This window comes from Candidatus Nitrotoga sp. BS, from assembly GCF_927797785.1.
In the GTDB taxonomy this organism is placed as follows: domain Bacteria; phylum Pseudomonadota; class Gammaproteobacteria; order Burkholderiales; family Gallionellaceae; genus Nitrotoga.
In genome coordinates this window covers 1-7,124 of record NZ_CAKMLL010000104.1, presented here as the reverse complement: position 1 = coordinate 7,124, position 7,124 = coordinate 1, and the positions used below count along the sequence as shown (strand labels likewise).

Here is a 7,124-nt window from a genome sequence, read left to right as displayed (position 1 = left end):
GGTGTCTTTTCAGTAGGGGCTATTGCAATAGCCATCCCTGAGGTCACATACCAACCCATGGGTACTTCCTGACGTTATTTTCCTCGATGCCTTCTGCCGCTTCGGCCTTATCAAGAATAACTGTTTGCTCCGTACCATTGGAGCTGGTCGCTATTTTTATCTCGTCTTTCGTTTTCTCAGCAATCGATTCCGTAATAACAGGGAAAAATCTGCTAAAGAATTGTCGCCTGCCCATCACTTTGCCATTATCCATGAATAGCTCCTTAATCCAGCGATCGGACAACAAATACAGTTGTTCAGTACAGACTGCCCAAGCATCTATCGCACGGCATAAGTATTGATCGCCCGACTAATGTACAACAATATAAATGGCATGAATCATAACCACTTAATGAAGTGGTAAAGGTTCGTCCATTTCTGTGCCTGACTGTTGAGGACAATCTACAGGCCCCTCATAATCAGATTTTGGCAATTCTTTTATTCTGCTATCAACTTCAATTCCGAAAAACTTAAGTTCCGAACCCATGAATTTTGATAACAACAAGCCCAGGTTTCTGTAATAGGCTTCATTTGCTCTCGCTGCAAGATTTTCCCCGAACACGCCAGTCCATTTCCCGATATGCTGCTCGAGAAACCGTCTTTCCGCAGACAAGCAGATGTCAATGTTTTCTTCCATCGCTTGGTCCAAGGCATATGCAATCTTTAATTCTAAAAAACTCATAAACTCAAGCTCAACAATTATTTGATCAAAAGCAAGCCCTGCATCATCGTTCATGACAAAACCAAATGCTTTATAAAATCCACTGATATCGCCTAGAATATTCGGCTGATTGAAGCTGTTTTTTCCGTAGGTTGTTTCAGTCGCAGGACAAAACATACGGGTTAAAAACATTTCGGTAAAATCTGGCTGTAGCGCCGTCACGTCGACTGTCTCGATAAGATTAATAAATGCCAGAAACTCTTCCTTCATATCATAAGGAAGAAGGCTTATTGAACTATCCAGATCGGATGCAAGTTCGTGCAGTATTGCGAGCTTATCTTTGTCTGGATAGACAAAGGCCATTGATAAAAATCTGTAAACATCTGCCCTCGCGAGAGCCAACTCTGTTTCCGATTTTGTCGTTAACATTCTATCCCCTTAAATAAAAAGTGGGGCGGCGTTTTAGCGCCGCCCCCCTAATGCACATCAATTACGACTATTCAATCTCAAGCGGTATCCAGCCTCCGTTTGAATAGTTCTTGCGTGGCCCTCTGTTTCCGCCAGCACCATCATTTTTGTTTTTGCCATCCCAAGCAGCGATAGCCACCATGGTCTTGGATCCAGGCACAAGCACTGAATCCTGAGCATCGCCAGAGTTTAATGGACGCTTAATGACAACTGACCAGTAGCCAAATCTTCTTACGCCTTCGGCAGTTGCATTATTAATGGCCTGCCTGGTCAATGTTCCGAAGCCAACCGCATTTAACTCTTCCGCCGGCGTTTTCCGCTCAGGGTCGACTCTGCTGATATTTCTGAGTTTAAGGGCAGCAACATACTGTCTTTGGCCTTCGGTATAACGACGAATAGGCGTATCGATCGTTTGACCAACTGCTGGGATAACTTCAGGATACATATCATAGTTATAGTTAGGATAAGCATCTCTTACATCTTGATATCCAAACTCGATATCTCTCTCCCAAGCAGCCTTCCAATAAACAATGTGAACAGGATTGTCTTCATCACCCATCATGAATGAGGGTTCAGATCCCGCTTTCACTGGAAACATCAGGGCGATTGCATCAGAAAACTTATCTTCCATTGTTTCTGTTTCAGACTTGGTTGAATCATACCAAGTTAGCAAAAAGGCAATATCCTTGTCGTTATGAATAGACTTAACCTTGACCACCGGTATGGTAGCCACGACTAGACCAGGCATCACCAAGTTCTGCGGACCCATTGGAACTTCAGTGGCCGAAGCATCACTCCAGACCGTGGCTGGTGCTTGTGACCAGCTCTGGTTGTATTGATTCCAAGAGGTTTCCCTTACTGGATCTTCCTGATGCCACGTTCTGTTCACTGGATCCATCGGGATTTCTCCCTTTATTGCGATGGATTTGATGACGCCAACATTGTAGGTTTCGCCCCCATCCAAGCGAACTGGTGGTAACCGTTTAAAGGAACCATGGTACACATGACCCCCATACGTACCAGGGTTATCAGCAGGGTAAATTGGAATCGTCAAATCGTGTGCACCGCCGTGTGCAGCACCGCCGTGTGCAGCATCACTCCCAAAGGCAGGAGTAGCAACAGGGATCATTAAAATTGAAGCGGCTATTAATAGTTTTTTCATCATCCACCCCTTATGAGTTATTGGTAAGAAACGCGCCGGTCTTCAAGTTCTTGACCTGTCTGATATAAACTGGCTCAGTCAATGGAACCCGGACAATCTCTTTTCCTTGTGGATCGTAACCAACGGTCTCATTACCTTCAAGCTTGAACGTGTCGCATATCCGTTCGGTAACGCCAAAGAGCAACAAAGCAGCCAACAGCTCTTTGTCCTTACCAGCATTCCGATATTGCTTGATGGAGTTCTCAACGCCAGGACCAAATACTTGGGTCAGGAAGTCAGGGTTAACATGAACCGGTGGGATGTACATGTTGCTCGGCTCAGTACCAAACTGTGGATAGATCGGCAGTGCTAGCTTTCTAACGTGCACCAGGAAATCGATCGGGTTGTTTTCACGAACTTGCTTGCTCGTGATCTTGTCATAATCAGCTGACTTGAAACCAAAGATACGGATCTTTCCGATGCATTGAGTCGTACATTGCGTCATCAACCCGGCCTCTACTTTCGGATAGCATGATATGCACTTATCACTTGTACGTGTTGTGTCGTTGTAAAACGACTTCTTATAAGGACAAGCAGCAACGCACTCTCTGTACCCTCTGCATCTGGACGCGTCAATCAAAACGATACCGTCTTCTTGCCGCTTGTAGATCGCCTTTCTTGGGCAAGCTGCCAAGCAGCCTGGGAATGTGCAGTGATTACAAATCCGTGGGAAGAAGAAACCCCAGTTTTTATGAGTTGGACCCTTAATATAATCGCCTTCACCATCCAAGATCTTAAGACATTCATCTTCACCAAGGTTCGGATGCGCATAGTCCATTTCATCAGGCAGATAACCCTTGAGCCGCTGGTTCATGCCCAGATCCTCAAAGATCGTCGTCCCATTGTACTTGTTGCCTGACCACGGTTGCGCTTGCTCTCCCAGCAGGGCCAGAACCTTCACATCCCAGGCAAGCGGATAGAAACCATAAGGCTTCGATTCGACGTTGTTCCAGAATATGGTTTCCTGGCCCTTACCTGCCGTCCAAGTCGTTTTGCACGCCATCGTACAAGACTGACAGGCGATACATTTATTCAAGTCGAATAACATCGATACTTGCCGACCTGGCCTGTTTTCTTCATAGGGATAATCCATTTCCCTGCCTAGTTGCCAATTTCTAACTCTAGCCATTGTATATCTCCAATTTACAAAAAATTATTTCACAACTCCAAGAACGCCGCCCTATCATTAAGGGCGGCGGCTGCAATACGTAATTATCTGCTTACAAACCCGCCCTGGAGATAAGTCTTCATTTGAAGACTTTCATAAGTTGGCCGGTAGCCTTTAGCGGCAATATGCCAAACCCCACCGTTTACACCACCTTTTTCAGCCAGTTCAATCTTCACATACGATTCCTTTGGTGCACCATTGGCGCAGTGAACGTCATTCTGCTGACCAATAATAATTTCTTGCCCAAAGACCAACTTGTTGGCTACGGTGTCAGTTGTGTTAGTCGGATTGATCCAGGCCCGGGTGCAGCTCTGATGGTTTCCAGACCTGAACATCGCCTGATAGTTAGTCCTCGGGCTCTTGGCTAAGCCATCAGCCCTGGTCCTCGCACCTTCCATACTGCCGTATGTGGCGGCATAGGCGTTGTAATACATCCGCATGGAACCTTGGGACATACCGGGGAAGTATCTGCATCTAACCATAAACCTGGAGAGTGCGTATTCCGGTGTACCTTCTTTCCACCCTTTGTGCGGCCGATCAGCCGGGTCAGCATCAACCCAGATGTAATCGCCTTCATCTATACCAAATCGCTTGGCGTCGAGCGGATTAACGTCAACGAACCCTTCACCAACTGACGGCTGCCTCTTGTCATGACGGTAAATGTCGCCAAACGGCCCCCACCACAATGTCATCAAGTCCGTATCAATTGGTGTTGTATGGGCACCGTGCCGATACTTGGGTGAATTGAAGCAGAACTCATAACCGTGCGGCCTAAGAGGATGGGTAGTTGCCATCAGCTCTTTTGTTGTCAGAATGACGTTTCTTCCCATTCTGTTCTCGGCAATTTTAAGGCTGTTCCCCATTCTTTCCAAACCACGCATCTCTGGTGTTTCCATCAATGCAAATGCACGGCTGTTACCAACGATGACATTTGGCTCGTAATGGCTTGAATCAATCGGTGTACGATACACGGTGAGATTTTCACCACCATCGATCAACCTTGGGTCATCCATGTAAAATTCCAACCGGCCGCTCTTGGTGTACCAAGGTATACCGCCACCTTCGGCTGTTTGCTCCCAACCACTAATCCTTGGGTAAGTTCTGGCCATAAAGATGGTCGGAATACCCCGTTTAGCTTTTTCTCTGATCTCAGCAAAAACCATCCCTCTGGTGGCAGATCCACCGTTGAGTACCCGTTGCCCGTAAACCTCGGAATCCCTGTCTGACGGATTACCTGCTGGATTTGTCCCAACAAACTTGAAGAAGTCGGCAAACCTTTGATCGCCAGTAAGCGCTGTAAATGCTCTAAAGATTCCGGCTGGAACTTCAGCATCCCCAACGGTATCCTGGAATCTCCTCAATGGGGTAATAGGGGAAACAGTCAGGAATGGGTTAGAGCAAGAGCAAGCCATGTCGGTATGCTTGTTTTCTAACCAGGAATCCACACCCCAAACGATGTCGGAATATTCACAAGAAGCAGTCCAGTTCCAGTCGCTGTAAAATATCGCTTCCCATCTTGGGAGCGTATTGATGACCAGGTCATAGTGACCTTTGGCATTTCCCAGTGAGGAGTTGGAGTTAGCCTGCCACAGTACTTTGGTAGGCGATGGCATGTGCCCAGGGTCAGTCAGCAACCGCGTTCCATTCCTTAACGGACGATCACCATAGTTGTAGTAATGGGCAGATTCGTCATCCGTATAGTGAGCCAATTTGGTGACCATCTTGCGACCATCCAGCTCAGGATTGAACGGATCTTCCGCAAGATATTGACCAAACCCACCAAAGACTGACTGTCTGTAGTTACCTACATAGTTACCGAAGGTACATCCTCCAATATGACCAACGTTATCGGTCAGTGCCGATAACAGCATGAAGCCCCTATCCTTCAGGGTTGAATTGAAGTAGTGATTGGTTCCCGCGCCAGTACTGATGATGCCTTGCCCACGGTGCTTGTGGAACAGGTTGGCAAGGTCAACAATCGCTTCAACTGGAACGCCAGTCATGATCGATGTGTTTTCTGGTGTAAATTCTTCCAAGTATTCTTTGTGCAGCTGGAATGCAGTCGTAACCTTAATCTTCTTCCCATCAACCAAGGTAACTTCATAATCGCCAGTCAATGCTGAGTCAACGCCCTTTGCAGCATAGCGCGCGCCGCACTCATCCCGTGTCAACGGAACGGCTTTGTTTGTCTTTTTATCCCATACTACATTGTCGCCCCAGAATTTACGGACGTCTTCTGCAACGAAAGCCGTCGCTTGGAAGGCCACTGGTTGCGTTGGCTTCTCACCTGGCTTCATCACCTTTAGATGGTGGGTAAGATCGGCAAGCTTGTAGTCCGCAATAATGTCCGATGCCTTCAGGTTTTTCCAGTTATCTGTTCTGATCAACAGAGGCATATCTGTATTCGCTTTCAGATAATGCTCGTCATAGTGATTGTTCTTGATCAGGTGATGACACACGCCAAGACCAAGCGCGGGGTCAGTACCAGGACGCAGAATAATGACATCATCTGCCTTGTTGGAATTCGCGTGGTAATCGATGGAGATGTCGACAATATGGCAGCCTTTAAGCCTGGACTCACTCACCCAATGAAGATCTGGCATCTTGGTACAAACGAAGTTGTTACCCCAGAATACAATCAGCTTGGCATGCTCATATACCATGAACTCATAATCCAGCATTTGGTGACCTGAAACCATAGGACATCCAGGCGCCAGATCGGTATGCCAGGAATAGCTGTCGAACACTTTTCCGCCACTCGCTTCATCCGGCCCAATTTGTCTTACGTGGGCGTCCAGAAGAGCCAGCCCTTGTGAGAACCGCTTTAACGAATAGATTCTTAAAACGCCAAGCGCGGCCATACCAGCCCGGAATTTCATGGTCTTACAACCGCATCCGTGCATGGACGCAATCATTTCAGGGTCATAGCCTTGCCTAGTAAGCAACGCTGCGCCACTGTCACCGGAATAAGTCCTGGCGATGTTCTCCAGCGCGCCCGCCGCCAATGCGTAAGCTTCTGTCCATGGCAACTTGATGAATGGCTCTTTTCCGCGTTGCAGATATTTTTGATCTGGGAAGCCGTTTGCTCCAGTACGCGGGTATCCTGCATCTGCCCATGCCTTGAAGCCAGTTCTAACCATTGCACCTTTTGGCCTTCTGTCTGAATAGGCCTTCCTGTTCATTACCATACCCTTGTTACAGATCCGTGGCTCCCATCTGTGACTAGAACGGTTTCCATCCATATCTTCGGCATCTCCGTAGCCGTATGACGGCGAGATGCGGATTACAACGTCATTCTTTACGTGGGCTTTTAGTAGGCAGTTGTGAGTATCGTTTGGCGCACAAAGGAATATAAACTCGCTGTCAACATGGAACATGTCCCTGTAAACCTTCTCCCAGTCTCTATTCGGGTAAGACTTTAGAGGATTGTCAACTACATACGGCTTCAGAAATGGTGAAGCTGCAAAGGCGTTATTGGCCATGACAGCTAGTCCAGCGGTGGCGGACAGCTTTAGAAAGCTGCGCCTGCCAATGTTATTCTTAATTTCCATCATTTAGTCACCCCTATGTTAATTTAAATTAAATTA

At 47.2% G+C, this 7,124-nt stretch carries 5 protein-coding genes; all 5 read right to left on the bottom strand.

What is annotated here, in order from left to right; genetic code table 11:
• Positions 1-43: 43 nt before the first annotated feature.
• The 5 genes from MJ769_RS12835 to MJ769_RS12815 all read right to left on the bottom strand — a co-directional run bounded on the left by MJ769_RS12835 (position 44) and on the right by MJ769_RS12815 (position 6,719).
• Positions 44-253 (bottom strand): hypothetical protein, encoded by a 210-nt coding sequence (locus MJ769_RS12835; protein ID WP_239237538.1) that lies wholly within the window; start codon positions 251-253, stop codon positions 44-46.
• A 135-nt stretch (positions 254-388) separates the two neighbouring features.
• Complete coding sequence (locus tag MJ769_RS12830; RefSeq protein WP_239237537.1) at positions 389-1,129, bottom strand: TorD/DmsD family molecular chaperone; 741 nt, start codon at positions 1,127-1,129, stop codon at positions 389-391.
• Positions 1,130-1,196: 67 nt separating this feature from the next.
• Positions 1,197-2,333: an ethylbenzene dehydrogenase-related protein gene (locus MJ769_RS12825; RefSeq protein WP_239237536.1), complete on the bottom strand. Its 1,137-nt coding sequence runs from the start codon at positions 2,331-2,333 to the stop codon at positions 1,197-1,199.
• Positions 2,334-2,340: 7 nt separating this feature from the next.
• On the bottom strand, positions 2,341-3,498 hold the full coding sequence (locus tag MJ769_RS12820) for a 4Fe-4S dicluster domain-containing protein (RefSeq protein ID WP_239237535.1): 1,158 nt from the start codon (positions 3,496-3,498) through the stop codon (positions 2,341-2,343).
• 83 nt (positions 3,499-3,581) lie between these two features.
• Complete coding sequence (locus MJ769_RS12815; RefSeq protein WP_239237534.1) at positions 3,582-6,719, bottom strand: molybdopterin-dependent oxidoreductase; 3,138 nt, start codon at positions 6,717-6,719, stop codon at positions 3,582-3,584.
• Positions 6,720-7,124: the final 405 nt, after the last annotated feature.